11 protein-coding genes and 4 pseudogenes are annotated in these 15,304 nt (G+C 38.4%); 11 read left to right on the top strand and 4 right to left on the bottom strand.

Features of this window, described 5'->3' with window-relative positions; translation table 11 throughout:
• Nucleotides 1–557: pseudogene (locus tag KW850_RS08345) on the bottom strand (NADP-dependent oxidoreductase); the annotation flags it as partial.
• Between the two features lie 334 nt (nt 558–891).
• Here KW850_RS08345 and KW850_RS08350 point away from each other — a divergent pair.
• From KW850_RS08350 to KW850_RS08370, 5 genes and pseudogenes are all read left to right on the top strand, one after another.
• Nucleotides 892–1,731: pseudogene (locus tag KW850_RS08350) on the top strand (transposase); the annotation flags it as partial.
• Nucleotides 1,732–2,461: 730 nt separating this feature from the next.
• Nucleotides 2,462–2,725: an ArsR/SmtB family transcription factor gene (locus KW850_RS08355; RefSeq protein WP_308128768.1), complete on the top strand. Its 264-nt coding sequence runs from the start codon at nt 2,462–2,464 to the stop codon at nt 2,723–2,725.
• 80 nt (nt 2,726–2,805) lie between these two features.
• The gene (locus tag KW850_RS08360) at nt 2,806–3,906 is read left to right on the top strand and encodes an alkene reductase (protein ID WP_218347111.1); all 1,101 of its coding nucleotides are present in this window, start codon (nt 2,806–2,808) and stop codon (nt 3,904–3,906) included.
• A 307-nt stretch (nt 3,907–4,213) separates the two neighbouring features.
• The gene (locus KW850_RS08365; RefSeq protein WP_218347112.1) at nt 4,214–4,507 is read left to right on the top strand and encodes a Dabb family protein; all 294 of its coding nucleotides are present in this window, start codon (nt 4,214–4,216) and stop codon (nt 4,505–4,507) included.
• A gap of 99 nt (nt 4,508–4,606) precedes the next feature.
• A complete protein-coding gene (locus tag KW850_RS08370; RefSeq protein ID WP_218347113.1) occupies nt 4,607–5,134 on the top strand; it encodes an NAD(P)H-dependent oxidoreductase in 528 nt (175 codons plus the stop codon).
• A gap of 300 nt (nt 5,135–5,434) precedes the next feature.
• Here KW850_RS08370 and KW850_RS08375 read toward each other — a convergent pair whose 3' ends face one another.
• Genes KW850_RS08375 through KW850_RS08385 form a run of 3 tightly spaced genes read right to left on the bottom strand, consistent with a single transcriptional unit; the run spans nt 5,435 to nt 9,108 of the window.
• Nucleotides 5,435–6,595 (bottom strand): Ger(x)C family spore germination protein, encoded by a 1,161-nt coding sequence (locus tag KW850_RS08375; protein WP_218347114.1) that lies wholly within the window; start codon nt 6,593–6,595, stop codon nt 5,435–5,437.
• Nucleotides 6,592–8,022: a spore germination protein gene (locus KW850_RS08380; protein WP_218347115.1), complete on the bottom strand. Its 1,431-nt coding sequence runs from the start codon at nt 8,020–8,022 to the stop codon at nt 6,592–6,594. The genes KW850_RS08375 and KW850_RS08380 overlap by 4 nt, the downstream gene beginning before the upstream one ends.
• A gap of 6 nt (nt 8,023–8,028) precedes the next feature.
• On the bottom strand, nt 8,029–9,108 hold the full coding sequence (locus KW850_RS08385) for a GerAB/ArcD/ProY family transporter (RefSeq protein WP_218347116.1): 1,080 nt from the start codon (nt 9,106–9,108) through the stop codon (nt 8,029–8,031).
• A gap of 458 nt (nt 9,109–9,566) precedes the next feature.
• Between KW850_RS08385 and KW850_RS08390 the strand changes: the two genes are divergently transcribed.
• From KW850_RS08390 to KW850_RS08410, 6 genes and pseudogenes are all read left to right on the top strand, one after another.
• Nucleotides 9,567–10,073, top strand: coding sequence for a flavin reductase family protein (locus tag KW850_RS08390; RefSeq protein WP_218347117.1), 507 nt, complete (start codon nt 9,567–9,569; stop codon nt 10,071–10,073).
• A gap of 181 nt (nt 10,074–10,254) precedes the next feature.
• Nucleotides 10,255–10,527: a dioxygenase family protein gene (locus KW850_RS08395; RefSeq protein WP_218347118.1), complete on the top strand. Its 273-nt coding sequence runs from the start codon at nt 10,255–10,257 to the stop codon at nt 10,525–10,527.
• A 250-nt stretch (nt 10,528–10,777) separates the two neighbouring features.
• Nucleotides 10,778–11,236 (top strand): annotated as a pseudogene (locus KW850_RS34580) (dehydroquinate synthase/iron-containing alcohol dehydrogenase family protein).
• Nucleotides 11,237–11,616: 380 nt separating this feature from the next.
• Nucleotides 11,617–11,769: pseudogene (locus KW850_RS33250) on the top strand (IS6 family transposase); the annotation flags it as partial.
• A gap of 508 nt (nt 11,770–12,277) precedes the next feature.
• Nucleotides 12,278–12,847, top strand: coding sequence for an HTH-type transcriptional regulator Hpr (locus KW850_RS08405; RefSeq protein ID WP_218347323.1), 570 nt, complete (start codon nt 12,278–12,280; stop codon nt 12,845–12,847).
• A 365-nt stretch (nt 12,848–13,212) separates the two neighbouring features.
• Nucleotides 13,213–15,144: a XylR N-terminal domain-containing protein gene (locus tag KW850_RS08410; RefSeq protein ID WP_218347119.1), complete on the top strand. Its 1,932-nt coding sequence runs from the start codon at nt 13,213–13,215 to the stop codon at nt 15,142–15,144.
• The last annotated feature ends 160 nt before the right edge of the window (nt 15,145–15,304 follow it).

Genomic DNA, 15,304 nt, shown 5'->3' on the forward strand with positions numbered 1-15,304 from the left:
TCATCCGAACCAGCAATCCCTACAGAGCGAGCTCCCTTGATATTTGCAATTTGTCCTACTACCGTACCTACGGCACCCGCTGCACCAGATACGACCACGGTCTCCCCCTCTTTGGGTTTGCCAATGTCAAGCAATCCAAAGTAGGCAGTTAGTCCTGTCATCCCTAGAACACCGAGATACGTTGTAATAGGTGCGATACTTGCATCGATTTTGCGCAAACTGTCAGCGCTCACGACTTCATATGTTTGCCATCCATAACCGCCGAGTACGATATCACCAACATCGAACACTGGTGATGCAGTCTCAATTACTCGACCTATAACCCCCCCGAGAATAACACCATCGATTGGATACGGAGCTACGTACGATTTTCCGGCATTCATTCGTCCGCGCATGTATGGATCAACCGAAATGTATAGACTTTGGACAAGCACTTGCTCATTTTGAAGCCCAGGAATTTCTACTTCTTCCATCCGGAAGTTCTCTGCGGTAGCCGTCTTTTCCGGTCTGGATGCCAGCACAATTCGTTTCTTGTAGGCTGGGCGTACTAAACTCATTTTCCACCTCTTACTGGGTTCTTTACCCACTTTTTTAGTGCAGCATCGATACATAGATCGATCTCAGCATACCACACGGAATGTCAAAATCTCACAATATTTTATATAACCTTGTGAATTGAATTTTTCCAATCCACTCCTCATAGGGTACTCTGATTCACCCTCAACCATACGGGTTGCCTTTTGTCTCTAACCGATTTAAATTAGTACTTTTTTGAGTTATTATAATTCAAGAATAACTTACTTAAAGAATTATTCGGAGTTTACAAGCAAAGAAAGAAAAATTTTCAAAGAAATGAAAATGAAAAGATGGAAAGTAAATAAAAATTTTTAATCATCAGAATCATTTGAGAAACTTAGAGTTCTAATTTCTAACCGTGATGTAATTGTTAAACGTCTCGTGATGTCTATTAATCAAGTAAATCGATGGGTGGATGTTGTTTTTCCAGAACTTAGACAAGTGTTTAAAGATGTTTCTTGCAAAGGGGCCATCGCAACCCTTCGTTTATTTCCTACACCGGATGAAATATCTTCACTAGAAACTCTAGATGTCATGAGGGGGTGGAAGTCTTTAATGAAACGACAACTAGGACCCAAAAAGGCTCAATTACTAATCAATCTAGCAAAAGCCTCTATTGGAACCGGACAAGCCCTTGATACTTATAAATTCCATTTAGAACAATTATTAGAGGAATATGACCTCGCTGTAAAACAACTCGAAAGAGTTGAACAACAAGTTAAAGAAGTTCTCTATACAATACCATTTGCAAAAAAACTACTCATGATTAAGGGAATAAGTGAAATTTCATTAGCCGGGATATTAGGTGAATCAGGCGATCTAAGTGGTTTCTCTCACGGAAACTCTCTATTACGTCATGCGGGATTACATATAGCTGAAGCAAGTTCAGGCAAATGGAAAGGTCAGATTGTCATTTCAAAACGTGGAAGGTCTAGACTACGACGATTCCTCTACTTAGCAACTATGAGCCTTGTGATGAATAACCCTGAATTTAAAGCCCTCCATTCCCAAAATGTGAAAGTAAAGAAGTTAAAGAAAATGAAATCAATCATGAAATTGATAGGTAAATTAGCAAGGATTTTTGTAGGAATAGCACGACGAAACGAGTCTTACTGTCCAAATAAAGTCCAAGTATTAATCCCTTTAGCAGCATAGAGTTAAAACATTATTTATATTAAATGTATCTTTTAAAAAAGGTAACTTTAATTTTGAATGTTGTCTTATTCGTAGGATTTCAAATATGTACGGAGTACCATTATTTATTCAACAAAAGGGCACAGTGACCCATCAGGATAGCATAACTGGCCTCCACCCCTTGGATAGGCATGACGAAGGAATGAGAGGGCAATTGACCCGTTGAGACATGGGAGGGAAAGCCTCCAGGGGCGGCGTGGAGATGTACATCATATGGTAAAATATGGAGTGGTAGCTGACTCCTTTATTTAACTATACCTTCACGAAGCCAAAATGATCTGGACTCATTTCATTTATCCGAAAATCCAATTAAAAGGGTTATGAAATCCTCCGAATTAGGGAGCATTCGAGAGATATTCGTATTAAACTGAGGGAGTTGAATAAGAACAGGGACATTTAATAAAATATTGAATAATAATTTTGTATATAATTTCTTAATTAGTTCATCAACTAACTTAGTGAAAATGATGTATATTTACAAAAATACCATCAACGGGGTGTATTTATCTCAATAATCGAGTGCAATTTAAAATATAGTTAAGAACAAAAAGGGGATTTTGATATACAAATTGAAGAAAGAAAGTAGGTAAATTAAAAACCACTCTCTTGACATATCATCTCGAATTAAATACAATATTTCTAGAAATACTGAAATAAGAAAATAAGAATTACTGAAATGAGGTTTTTAGTGGTGAACGATGATAATGCAGTAAAAATCTATAAGGCACTAGGTGAATCAACTCGATTACAAATCGTAAAATTACTTGCACAGCAATCAGAGTTAGCTTGCCTGGAAATGGCAAATCAATTAAAAGTTCCTGCCAATTCGACATTAACGCATCATTTAAAACCATTGCTTGATTGCGGATTATTAACAGTTCGCAGAGAAGGAACCTTCAGATATTACAGTTTACAACGAGAAGTACTTGCACAACACGCACCCGCTTTACTTTAATGATAAAGCGGTCAAATTATATTTTTAATTTCAGTATTTATAGAAATATAGAATAACTAAAATGAATGGAGGAAGAATAAATGAGTCAAATTAGCAATGAAATAAATTCTTGGGGTTATTTAAAAGATAGTTTAGAAAGTAAATTGTTTGAACCGATAAAAATCGGAGCTTGGAATTTAAGATCACGTATCGCAATGGCACCTTTAACAAGAATGTTTGCAGATGATCAAACAGGAGTAGTAGGAGAGGATATTGTTGAATATTACCGAAAACGTGCTGCCGATGGAGTTGGTTTAATCATTTCAGAAGGAACGGTCATTAGTTCACGTGGAAAAGGATATCCTGGAGTTCCAGGCATTTATTCGGACGAACAAATTAAGGGATGGAAAAAAGTGACTGATGCCGTGCATAAAGAAGGAGGAACAATGATCGCTCAAATATGGCATGTTGGTCGTTTATCACATCACGAGCTTGCTGGAAATCTGCCTCCTCAAGCACCATCAGCTATTCCAGCTGAAGGTCTTGTCTCACGATTCCGTAAACCATATGATATTCCCGAAGAAATGACAATCGAAGATATTAATGAAGTAATCAATCAATATGCGCAAGCTGCGAAAAACGCAATAGCAGCAGGGTTTGACGGTGTTGAAATTCACGGTGCCCACGGATATTTAATTGACCAATTTAATTCAGATATAACTAATCATCGAACAGACAAATATGGTGGCGACCTTGCTCAAAGATTAACGTTCATGAAGGAAGTAATTAAAGCTGTTATTGACGCAATCGGTACAGAACGAACAATGATCCGATTCTCTGCTTTTAAAGTAGATATACCTAATTACATGTGGGAAGATCCAGAAACGGCTATTCGTACATTTGTTGAGGCATTTAAGGAAGCGGGTGCAACAATGATTCACCCATCAATTATGCAATTTGATCGAGTGCTTGCAGATGGAAAAACGATGCATCAATTAGTCCGAAAATACTGGGATGGTATCTTGATTGGGGTAGGTGGATTTAATCCAGAATTGGCGAATCAGGCGATTGAAGAAGGAATAATTGATGTCGCTGCTTTTGGACGTCCATTTATATCTAATCCAGATTTTATTCATCGTTTAAAAAATGGTATTGAAATAGAAGAATACGATGTTAAGAAGCATCTTTATACATTAATTTAATGCACTAAAACAGAAAGAAACTTATAAAGATTTTTCCATGTTCGAGTTGCAGGGAAATGCGTAGCTCATTCTATTGTAATTCCGATATATGCATCGCAGTAAATCAATAACGTCAAGCATCTTGCCATGTTAAGACAGTAACGGACAGAGAAAAATTACGCCAAATTATTGAAATGAACATGTTAGTCTTGGAATGAATATTTGTTTTTTCATTTGATAACGATAAAAGAATCAACAATATAGAGAAGAAAGAAATGATGAAAGCAGTTTGGATGGGTTTTAAATTTTAAATTAAGGAGGTGTCGGCATGATTGAACACGTTGTAATCATCAAGTTCGATAAAATGACCACAATGGAACATAAGGATAATGTGATTCAACAGCTTCGAAGTTTAGCAAATTCCATACCAGGCATTGTTGATTTGCGTTGTAATCACAATTTTTCCGAACGGAATCAAGGATTTGATATTGGTCTAACCGTTCGATTTGAAAGCATGGAAGCACTAAAGGCCTATGGTCCTCATCCAGAACACCAAAAGGCAGTTTCGTACATGATTGAAGCTGGAATGACTGACAGTATTATGGTCGATTTTGAAATTTAGCTGTATTAGCTTCCATAGTAATGAAAAATCGGTATTTTATGAAGTTTACCAAAAGCTTCTAAATTGCAGGACATAATGAACCAACAAGGAGGGATTAGCTTGAAAACATTAGTCATCGTTACTCACCCTAACATCAAACAGTCCAGAATTAACAAGACTTGGATGGAAGCCGGACAAAATCAAGATAATGTTACGATTCACCAATTGTACGCAACTTATCCTGACCAAAAAATCGATGCTGCTAAAGAACAGGAGCTGCTTTTGGCCCATGACCGCATTATTCTTCAATTTCCGTTCCAATGGTACAGCACACCGGCTTTGTTGAAGGAATGGTTCGATGTCGTACTTCTTGGGGATTTCGGAATACGCGGCGACAAGTTGCGCGGCAAACAACTGGGAGTAGCGACTTCTACGTTCGGTCCTGCGGAATCGTATCAGCCTACCGGTTACAACCGTTACACGATGGAGGAATTGTTGAAGCCGATTCAGGCTACGAACAATATACTCGGTATGACCTTTATGACACCGTTTATTTTGCACGGGGTTAGTAACGTAACCGATGAGCAATTGGCACAAAACGCTGCCGAATATGTAAAATACGTAACAAAGATGTCAGTAACGGTTTAAGCTGAAGTAATTGTAATAATTAACATAAAAAAGATCATTCTTTTGAAAAGGATTTTTGTTTTTCTTGTTCAACTAACGCATGCTTTAGTTGAACAAGACATTTGTATTTTATGTCGTCAAAAAGACTATATAAACCAGAAAATGGCTTGCCAAAACTGATGTCAGTTAGCAAGCCATTTTTATTGTCATTTATATGATATGCAACTCAAAACGGAACCCTTTTTTTTTCTATAAGGATGGGTTTTTTGATAAAAATTCGAATAAAACAATGATGTCAAATTAAAAAACGTTCCGTCACCTTTAAGTCTTTAACTTTGACATCCCTGTATTCGTAATCTCAACTTCCACTTGAATGTCTCTTAGTGAATTCTGTGTGAAGGGGAATGACTTTCTGCTTGTCAACCGCTTCCAATCTGCATATCGATGGCGGAACATGGTTTCCTCCAAATGGTAGACGTCTACATTATTTTTCAAACCTGCGGTATACGTTGAGCGAATCTCAGCCTTGATTCTTGCTTCGGCTTCTGCTTTCAACTTTTTAGTTGTCATTGGGACGTTCAACTGGTTTAATTCACCGTGAACTTTGATGTGCAGGTTGTAGACGGGCTCTCCATTCGCCGAAAGCTTAGATTTCACGCTTACCTTAGGCTTCTCAAAGTACAGGACTGCTTTAATGTCCCCTTTGTCATCATTCAAAGCAAGTGGTGTATGAGTGGTATTCTCTTCCAACCACCGCACCCCCAGTAAATCATCCTTGGACATCCAGCGCGGCTTCTTCTTTGTATGGTAAATAATCGCTCCGTTAATTGTCATCTCAGGCATTTTTTTCTTTTTTTGTTTCCAATTATTCTTGTCGATTGAAAGTGTCGGCACAATAATTGAGGTACTTGGTTCCGAATAAAGTGCTATAAATTCCAAAAACTTCAGCGGCCGGATCATGGAATGCTGCTTGTAATTGCTTTCTGGGGAGTTCAGTTTCGTAAAAAGCGGAGACGAAGGAAACATTGGTGTGATGGAGAAAAGATCATCCATCGGTTCCTCTGTTGTAAAAATCCAAGGCGTTAACCTTGCCTCAGAACGTTCAAACATATCTATTGTTTGATTCAGATGCATTTGCATCGCTTTCTGTGTGAACACCACCGACGATACTTGCCCAATATGAACTTTTTGCTGTATGCTATTGTACAAATTATTCCACGCTAACAAAAATGTGGAGCCAGTGGCCTTGCCCACCCATATGTTGGAGGAAGCTTCCTCACTGCTGGCACCTTCCACTTTACCTACAGAAGCAAAGTCGACCATCTGGGTGTACACGACAAACTGATTATCTACGTAATCAATGCCAACTGATGAGACGTATGACATGTCTTTCAACACCTTGTAATCCCAGCACCCAGTCAAACTAGGCACCACGAATAGCAAAATCAGCAAGAGCAATAGGCGATACTTTTCACGCTTCATTCTGAATCATCCCCTTGCTTATGCGTTTTTTTCGTCCGCAGAAACTTCGGTGGCGTTCGTTGAAAAGGTTTCGGAAATTGAATGAGCGATTTGATCGAGTCAGCGTCGAGTGGATCGATCAATTCAGAAAAGAAAGGCATACCAAACGATTTTAACGTCGACATGTACAGTATGATAGAATAATTAGCTATTAAAAACCCAAAAAGGCCGAGAACGCTCGACAACAGCAGCACGAATTGCCGCATAAAAATGATCGCCGATGAATATGATTGGTTGACTAGTATTAACTGCGCCATAAACGATATCGCTACGATTACAATAATGTTAGGAGAAGTAAGTCCTGCACGTATAACTGCATCGCCGACGATTAATCCTCCGACAACCGAGACGGTTTGTCCTACCTGCTTTGGCAAAAGTTTACCAGCCTCACCAAACAGTTCATACAAAAAGAGCATAGCAAATAGTTCAAAAGGTGGAGAAGTCGGGATACCAGAGCTATTTAACGATATTGTTGCCATTAGAGGAAATGGAAGATGCTCCGAATGATATGATACTAGCGAGATGTACAATCCCGGTAGCATCACAGTTATGAAATAGGCGAGATATCTCATCAACCGCTCAAACGTAACAAAAAAATACGGCATGTACATATCTTCAGCCGATTTTACCAAATACTGAAAATTGATTGGGGCGACCAAAGCGGCAGGTGCCCCATCAATCAAAATGCAGAACCGCCCTCGCTGTAACGATTCCACCACATAGTCGGGCCTCGTACTGTAGGAAATTAACGGCAGAAACGAAAAAGGCGAGTCGGCAAGCAAATCCTCTAGCGGGGAGATGCCGTTGACAATGTCCACGTCAAGGGAATTTAGCCGCTTTCTTGCCTCTTTCAACACTTCCTCGTTCAGTACATCGGAAAGGTACATCAGGGAGATTTTGGTCTGGCTTCGTTTCCCGACCACAAACGATTCATTGCACAGTGTCGTACTCCGTACCCGCTTCCGAAGCAGAGCTACGTTGGTCTCCACTGACTCCGTAAACGAGTCGCGTGGTCCTTTCACTGACACTTCATAGGTGGATTCTTCCGTCTGGCGCTGAGGAAGTTTAGCGACATTCAGCGAGAACAACTCGCCTGACCCTTCAAAAAGCAGCAAAAGTTCCCCCGCAAATACCTTCGTAACAATCTCCTGCTCTACCGCATATCGACTCCCTTCCAGCGAGATAGGAAGCAAAGGTAACGATTTGTTTTGCTCCAACTGTGGAAACACCACTTGATTAATTTGCACAGGATCAGCCAGTCCTGTGCAAAAGAGGAGCAGTACCTTCTCGACATGAGGCTCTGTTCCATATTCATGTAACTGGACTTGTACATCGGCACAAGCGGTGAACAGGCTGCGTAATTTCTGCTCTTGAATTATAAAAGACATGGAGATTCACCCTCGTTTAAATTGGATTGTGTAGCTAAAGATCAGGAGAACTAGTGAGATTAGAATGACCATAGCAATAAGTAATGGAAAATAATGATTTTTCAACATGCCATAGTATTCCGTATCGGAGATCGGTACCAAAGCAAGTACCAACACTGCACAGCTAATTACCCACAGCGTACTATTCCTTACTCGTTTACTCTTGAAATTTAGCACATCCACACATAAATACAACGACATTGCAATGCGGATTACTGCCCCTGACATCCATTGGAATAATGATATAAAGTCAAAATGTGAAATATATGTAGTTAGTTCCGCCAAACGCCATTCCTCATAAGCCGGGTGTCTTTGCTTTATGGCGAGATGCGGCCCGAACTCCGCAATGGCTGCAAGAAGCGGTCCAAGTGTAAGCCCCACAAGGATTATTCCAATCATAACTAAATGCCAAAATTTTACCTTCTGTTTTATGTGATGCTGAAATAGTAGAAGAAACAAAATCTCCACTAGGCCGCCAGCCGAGTACAAACTGCCTTTCCAGACCGGACCCCAGCCGTTTTGCATCATAGGCAGCAACCAAGAATAATGCTTGTATGGCATGTTAGTCAACATGACAAAAAAACCGAACAAAACCACCATTGGCAGGAAGAGAGCAGACATTTGTGCAATCGAGGAAATCCCCGCAAGAGCTGTCATTGAACAGAGGAGCATGATGCAAAATGCAATGACAAAGATCGGTGTCGCTTTCAAAAAGTCGATGGAAATCCAATACGTTGTTTCTTTTAGCGTTATTATCGTAATGGCCAGCAGGAAAAGCTCTAACGGGATAACAATCAAAAGAAAAGCCAAATTTCCAAATTTCTGTTGAATCAATAGCATTAACGATTGCTGATTCGTTTTTCGCATGATGTAATATAGGACACCAAGCCACAAAAAAAAGGGCGGAATGGACACGAGTACCGAGATCCACGCATCTCTTCCTGCTTGGTCGAGAAGAAGTGGTAACACGAATACATGATTCATCAATCCAGTCGAGAGAATGACGATCATCAAAGCTGGACTTATGAAAATTTTCGTAGTATTCATTGCTTACAAATTTTCATTCCCTTGCATCAGTTTTAATAATGGTAGATTTTCCTTAAAACTTCCACTTTATTCCTTATACCGAAAGATAGTTTTTTTGTTCGATATTACTTAGAGGGATGACCGTACATACAAAAGTTTCCAGACATGATTTCTTACCACTAAAGGATCTGTTATAGGCTGATTCGGACAGAAAGTTGAATGAAAAACCATCTTTTGTAGCTGAATAAAAATAATCAGAATCTTGTTACTATAAAAACAGTTAAAAAACTCAATAAATTGGAGAATTTCATCGAAAGATTCTCTCTCCTTTAATTCGAATGCCCAATTAAGGGTGGAGAGAAGGACGGAGAAGATAGATGTTACCTTCAAATGAACGAGGGTTTATCTTATCTAAGTTCACCAAATCTGAGCTTGCGGCTAATTCAAAGAATAAATAATTATCAATTGGAGGGCTATCCATGCAAGAAAGTATTGATTCACGATTCTTTCGTAATGCCTGCGGTCAATTCTTAACGGGTGTAACGATTGTGACTACTACCGGGGAGAATGGAAAGCCCGTGGGAATAACGGCAAACTCATTTACGTCGGTTTCTTTAGGTCCTCCACTTATATTAGCTAGCTTGGATAAAAAACTAGGATCCTATAGTGCGTTTATGAATTCCGAAGGGTATGCCGTCCATGTACTGGCAGAAGAGCAACAAGAATTATCAGGACACTTTGCCAAACGTGGTATAGATAAATTCCAGGAACTTGACTATAAGGAAGGATTGTATCATGTGCCTGTTATTTCGAATGCCTTGGCTGTGTTTGAATGCAAGGTAGACCAAAAAGTGGATGTAGGAGATCACACATTATTACTCGGCAGAGTGGAGAGAGTCCAAATTAACGATCCAACTCGGCGCCCATTAGGTTATCTACGTGGACGTTATACCGTACCGGAACAGGAAAAAGTGCTAACAAAATAAGGTATTTTAAATCCTGCCTCATCAAAGCATTCTCCTCTTTATTTCAGGTCTAAATTTTAGGAAATGCATGTCTATGAAAAAATTTTTGATAGAGGAGCGTATCGTTTATGAATACTAGACTATCTGACATTACTGCAAAACTGACCCGTCACCTTCATGATGTCATACAGGAATTTCAGGTTTGCCTTATGCATTGCTTGATGTTCGGCAAGCAAACGAACATGGAAATTATGAAAATGAAGACCCGGAACAGCCGGACTATAATCTTAGGGGCCGAATCCAATGCGATATGAATGGTCGATTTGAAATACAAACCATGGTCCCTGCTGCTTATGAAATTGGAAAACGAGGACCAGTTGGACAACTATTAAAAAGTACCGGCAGGCATTCCTGGCGTCCGGCACATATTCATTTTAAAGTAACGGCTGCTGGATTCGAACCGGTTACCACTTAGTTATTTATTCCAGATGATCCATGGATCGAATCCGATTCAATTGGTGCAGTAAAGGAATCACTTATCTTAAAAAAGGGCAAATGCGACGACCCTAGAGAAATATTAAATCGAGGTTTTGACAAACCTTTCAATACCTCACATTATGATTTTATTCTTCGTCCAAAAGTACTTTCACCAATGAATACGGAGACGTTTTCCAAATAGTATTTTAAATCTACCACGACCTAAAAATATTTGGTTATTGTGATCAATGCTAGATTTCTTAAGGAGAACAGTTTTAGGGTCTGTTGGAATGGCTTTGCATCATAAGTTATGTCATGTATTAGGTGGAAGTTTTGGGCTTCAGCATGCTGAGACCCATACTGTCATTTTACCTTATGCGGTTTGGTATAATGCAAGTTCTATTCCTGAAGCCATTAAGATCATGGCACGTGCACTTGGTACGGATTAAGAGGATGTAGCTGGATTCCATTTTGACTTCAGTAAATCTCTAAATGCCCCAACTTCTTTAGCGGAAATTGGCATGAAAGAACAGGATTTGAATCGAGCTGCAGAGCTTGCTTTAAAGAATCCTTATTATAACCCAAGGTCGATCACAAAACAGTCCATTAAACAATTACTCGAAAGTGCATTTAAGGGTGAGCGTCCTCCTAAAGGAATGGAATCTCAAGTTGGAGCAGATCATTGGATGTTGGATCTGCCATTCTAAATTTTTTCGGGGATTCAATCAAAAAAATAATGTTGTCCCATAAACTGGCAAAACTTATTTATGGTACGAAAGTCTAGCGCTTGTTTAATATAGCGGTAGGATAAGGAATGGCCGCGATTATCAAGAGAGTCGATATTTAATAGAGGAAAAGTGCATTGTTTTATTAATACTCTACTTGTACATCGGAAAAATTTTTAAGAAGTTGCAATAGAATATGGTGCAAGTACTAACACCACTGAATAAATCAGATATTGAATTTCATCCGGGCCAAATCAGGATTATAGGGGAACGTTTTATTCTGATGAATGCCGAAGCATTAGGTATGTCAGTCGTGACCTTATTTCTACCTTAGGGCGTGAAAGAGCAAGGCGTTTTTCCCAATGTTAGGAATGAAATCATTTCGAACGGCCTAACAGATTCGTACCGGTATTGAAGCCATGCATATGCTCAAAAAAGAACAACTGGATATTCAGGATCAGTCTGCCCAAAATCAGAAAATATTTATCCATCAGTTGTTGGGACTTTCAGCATAAAGTACTTTCAAGCTAGAAATAGATTTTATTTTTCGTATTTCGTGTATTTTTGCACCTAAAGCCATGAAAATCATGAAAATAGGTTTCCCTGACTTGAAAAGAGGCAACCTCCCCAATCATATTTCATTCTCTGTCGTGCGGGGATGGTTAATGGAAGTATCATTTTTGCAATTGTTGCATCTTGCAGTAAGTCATCGTTTCGCATATGGAGGAATTGACACTTACCTATTAGTAAGTTAGAATTGCCCTAAGGAAAATTGAAAAATACAAATTATTGATTTAGCAATACAGTTAATTCAATAAAAAGGGTATGTAGAGTTTAACAACGCTAAATTGGGATATTTATGAAAAAAGTGATTAAGCTAATTATTTTAACTTTATGATATTGTATAATAATTTTATTTGTTCCGAATGTTATCTGAATATTTAGATTATTAAGCAGTACATTAGTCCAATTTATTAAAATGAATAGAAAAAGGGGAATGAAAACTTGGAAAAAATTTATTCTATGAAGGAAGCACTTATTTTTAGTCAAAGAGTGGCTCAATTAAGCAAGGCACTTTGGAAAGTGATTGAAAATGATTTACAACAATGGATAAAACCATTTAACTTGAATATTAATGAATACCATATTTTATGGGTTGGCTATCATTTACACGGTGCATCTATCTCCGAAATTGCGGAGTTAGGAGTCATGCATGTTTCTACCGCATTTAATTTTTCCAAAAAGTTAGAGGAACGAGGGCTTCTACAATCTCTAAAAAGAGAAGATAATAAAAGAAATACGTATATTCAACTTACTGACAAAGGAAAAGAAATTATCACTAGCTTGCTCAAATCTTACCAGCCAGAAGAAAATGACCTTGTTTCAGCAAGCCTCCCATTAAGGAATATATATGGGAAATTCCCTGAGCTGCGTGAACTAAAGGCCATTATTCGAAATACCTTCGGTGAAAAATTTATTAATACTCATGAACAGATGTTTCAGCATTTTGAAAAAGAATTTATTGATGAGAAGGAAAAGTGTAACCTCAAGAAGATTGAAGGAGCGCGCATAAGAAAGGTTTGGCATTCATGAAATGGATGTTTTTTTACTAACTTTTAGATGCAAATTGAATTCATTTTGCCATTCTTACTCGTAAGTAATGGTTGTTGGTATAAAATTTTCTCGGATTTCATGAACGGGTAAGCCAATATTATAAAGTATGGATAGATTGTCATTAAAACTTACCCACTAGTAGGTGATAACTCTAATTTCCTTTTCATTCTATATTTTATTGAAATGAAGAACCATCCTACAAACAATTTTACCTATTAGTAGGTAGATGCCTGTTTTAGTTTAAACTTCCATTACTTTGAAAAAGGGGAAATCACTCTATTTTTTCATTGTAAGTTTTTATGATTGGCTCAGAAACTAAAACTCACTTAATAAGGCGGGAGAATATGGAGCAAGTACTAACATCACTGAATAAATCAGATATTGAATTTCATCCGGGCCAAATCAGGTTTAAAGGGGAACGTTTTATTCTGATAAATGCCGAAGCATTAGGAATGCTCAGTCGTGACCTTATTTCTACATTAGGGCGTGAAAGAGCAAGGGCGTTCCTCCTTCGTTATGGGTGGGAATGTGGATATAAAGATTCGATTTCAATTAAAAAATTATTTCCTAATGCTTCACTTGAATTTCTCCATCAACAAGCTCCAATTTTTCATATGCAAGAAGGCTTTGTTCAAGTTGATTTACAAGGTCTTAATGTGGATTATGAACAGAATAAGTTTTATATGGAAGGAGTTTGGTTAAATTCATTTGAAGTAGATCAACATATTCAACATTTCGGTATAGTCAAAGATCCGGTGTGCTGGACATTAATAGGTTATGCAAGCGGGGTCTCAACGGGAATTTTTGGAAGGAAAATATTGTATAAAGAAGTGACTTGTGTTGGTAGAGGGGATGCTGAGTGCCGGTTTATTGGAAGAACTGTAGAGGAATGGGGAAATGAAATTGAACAGGAACTATCTTATTATGGTCAAACCAAAATTGCCGAAGAATTAGAAGAGGCACATCAGCACATTCAAAAACAGCATACGATGTTACAACGAATTATGGACATACATGAACAGCTTAACAGGATGGTTCTTTCAGGGCAGAGCAGGCAAGCTGTCATAAATACAATCGGGCAAATGCTTCATTCACCTGTAATTGTTCAAGATAAATATTTTCGTCCGCTTTCTTGGTGGCTGCCAAACAAGGAAAATTCAGGTATAGACCCATACCTTATCAAACCGGAAAAGGATCCTTCTTCAGAATTTTATCTGAAGCTTAGACTGTTAGATGAGGAAAAATGTGCGAAGGATTTTATTGTTTCGGATGAGCCAACGTTTCTAAACAGGACAATTGCCCCAATTGTTCTTGGCGATGAGATAATGGGCTATTTATCGGTCATCCATGTTGAAGGAACAGATAGTGAACTAAGACAAATAATTACCGAGCGAGCTGCTGCTGCAATGGCAGTAGATTTATTGAAAGAAAAAACGGCATTGAATACAGAACATAAATTAAAAGGTGAATTTCTTGATGAATTGTTATCCGGTACAACACCTATTGAACAACTAGGTAAACGAGCAAATTTTATGGGATATGATTTTGGAAAGCCACACCGATTTATGCTGGTGAAAATTATTCAACCGGGAACAGGTAATGGCTTGATAGAAGATCAAGATCTGCCTATGAATCTTTGTAATGAATTATTAAATATTGTTCAAACCAAACTTCACTCTTCTTCGAGAAATGCTTTAATTGTAGAGCGAAGAGGGGAGATTGTCCTTTTGGGGCCCTCAGATCCACAAGGATTAGATTTTCAAAAGGTAGCAAAAATCCTACAAGACCGGCAACAGCAATTATTTGTAAATATTAAAACTACCATTTGTATTAGTCGTGAGGCGATGTCCATTGAGGTACTTCAAGCCTTATTTGAAGAATGTTCAAACATGATGAAGGTCATGACGCGCTTAGGACGGACAAGTGAAATATTTTTAGTGGAAGAAATGAACATATTTGACTTACTTTATGCAGGCTCTGCACAGGAACAACTTCTTACGTATGCAACACGAACGCTCGAAAAGCTTCTCAAATATGATGAAGAAAGTGGTGGAACTACTCTTATCTCTACTCTTCACATCTTTCTTGCAAATGAATGCCATCTTCAAAGAACAGCAAAAGAACTGAATGTTTCGCTAAGTGGGTTGAAGTATAGAATTCAGAGATTAAAAGATATCGGAGAGATTGATTTTAAACATGCCGATCAAAAATTTAATCTTCAGCTTGCTTTAAGAATTCTGAATGCCAATGGGAAGATCAACTTATTAGAAGTATAAATCATATGGATCAGGTTAAAAGGAGAAAAATTTTTGTTTTCTCCTTTTTGTCTGTGCGCCCAGCATGGGTGCAATCTATAGGGTGCAAGTCCCGAACCGTGAGGGTAGAAGTAACGGTTAGCTTAACACAAGGGTGTCCATGGTGACGTGGAATCTGAAG

This window comes from Bacillus sp. sid0103 (genome assembly GCF_019219025.1).

Coding starts and splice junctions, on each gene's coding strand:
- KW850_RS08360 (WP_218347111.1), top strand. CDS start 2,806: ATGAGTCAAATTAGCAATGAAATAAATTCTTGGGGTTATTTAAAAGAT.
- KW850_RS08365 (WP_218347112.1), top strand. CDS start 4,214: ATGATTGAACACGTTGTAATCATCAAGTTCGATAAAATGACCACAATG.
- KW850_RS08375 (WP_218347114.1), bottom strand. CDS start 6,595: ATGAAGCGTGAAAAGTATCGCCTATTGCTCTTGCTGATTTTGCTATTC.
- KW850_RS08380 (WP_218347115.1), bottom strand. CDS start 8,022: ATGTCTTTTATAATTCAAGAGCAGAAATTACGCAGCCTGTTCACCGCT.
- KW850_RS08385 (WP_218347116.1), bottom strand. CDS start 9,108: ATGAATACTACGAAAATTTTCATAAGTCCAGCTTTGATGATCGTCATT.
- KW850_RS08390 (WP_218347117.1), top strand. CDS start 9,567: ATGCAAGAAAGTATTGATTCACGATTCTTTCGTAATGCCTGCGGTCAA.
- KW850_RS08405 (WP_218347323.1), top strand. CDS start 12,278: ATGAAGGAAGCACTTATTTTTAGTCAAAGAGTGGCTCAATTAAGCAAG.
- KW850_RS08410 (WP_218347119.1), top strand. CDS start 13,213: ATGGAGCAAGTACTAACATCACTGAATAAATCAGATATTGAATTTCAT.